Source organism: Candidatus Propionivibrio aalborgensis, from assembly GCF_900089945.1.
Classification (GTDB): domain Bacteria; phylum Pseudomonadota; class Gammaproteobacteria; order Burkholderiales; family Rhodocyclaceae; genus Propionivibrio; species Propionivibrio aalborgensis.
The window spans coordinates 1-1,358 of sequence record NZ_FLQY01000123.1 but is presented as its reverse complement, the minus strand read 5'-3'; the positions used below and the strand labels follow the sequence as shown (position 1 = coordinate 1,358).

General features: G+C 57.2%; 1 protein-coding gene. It reads right to left on the bottom strand.

Features of this window, described 5'->3' with window-relative positions; all coding sequences use genetic code 11:
• On the bottom strand, positions 1–1,358 hold a 1,358-nt coding region (locus PROAA_RS07430), incomplete at both ends, for an SLC5/6 family protein (protein ID WP_222102149.1).

Here is a 1,358-nt window from a genome sequence, read left to right as displayed (position 1 = left end):
GCGCCGATGTTGGCGAAAAAACTCCAGAACAGGCAGTGCGGTATTTCATCGAGCCCTGACAAGCCAAAGAGCTGCTGTGGGCGTAGCAGACTGAGGCCGAATGGCCCCTGCGTCAGGAATTCGGCGGCCAGCCAGCCTGATTTGGCAAACGAAGGCAGCAGCAGGGTATACCCCCAGACGAGGAATCCGGCGCTCAAGCCGGCTAGCGCGCCACCGCGCGTTCCACCACGCCAGTACATACCGCCGATCATGGCCGGCGCAAACTGGGCCACCGCCGAGAAGCTGATCAGTCCGATGGAAACCAGGGCGTAGGCTTCGCCAGCTAGCCGGAAGTAGAGATAACCGAGCAACAGGATGACGAGAATGGCCCCTCGACGAATACCAAGCAAAAGACGTGATAAATCCTTCGTTTCGGCCAGCTCAGCACCGCGCAGACGGAGCAGAATCGGCATCACCAAATCGTTACAGACCATGGTCGATAACGCGATGGTTTCGACAATGACCATGCCGGTAGCTGCCGACAGGCCACCGATGAAAACCAGCAGGGTCAGTCCTTCCTGCCGGTGAGCCATGGGCAAGGTCAGGACAAAGGTATCGGCATCGACAGCCTTCCCGGAAAAATGCAACAGGCCCCCGAAGGCTATCGGCAGCACAAAGATATTGATCAGCAGCAGATAGAGCGGGAACAGCCACGCCGCCCGTTTGAGATGCGATTCGTTAACGTTTTCGACCACAGCGATCTGAAACTGGCGCGGCAGGAACAGGATCGCCAGACCAGCCAGCAACGTCAGCGAAAACCAACCCGTATATCCGTGCCCTGAGGGAATGGCGGCAGTCAGCCGACGCAGTTTTTCATTGTCTGCGAAATGCTCGAAGATATCGGCGAAACCATCGTAGATTCCATAAGTAACGTACAGGCCAACTGCGAGGAACGCCACCAGTTTGACGCCGGATTCGAGCGCAATCGCCGCCACCATCCCTTCGTGGCGCTCGGTAGCATCGAGGTGGCGCGTGCCGAACACAATGGTGAATGCGGCAAGGATCAACGCAATATAGAAACTCATGTCGGCAAAGACCGGCAATGCGGCACTGCGGCCGGGCATGACGATTTCCGGGTAATTGAGCAACAGGATGACGCTGCCGGAAACCGCTTTGAGCTGTAGAGCGATGTACGGAATGATGCCGACAACGGCGATCACCGTAACCAAGCCGCCGAGCAGATGGCTTTTCCCATAGCGCGAGGAAATAAAGTCGGCAATCGATGTAATGCGATTGGCCTTCGCCGTACGGATCATCTTGAGCAACAGGAACCAACCCAGTGCCATGACCAGCGTCGGGCCGAGATAGATCGGCAGAAA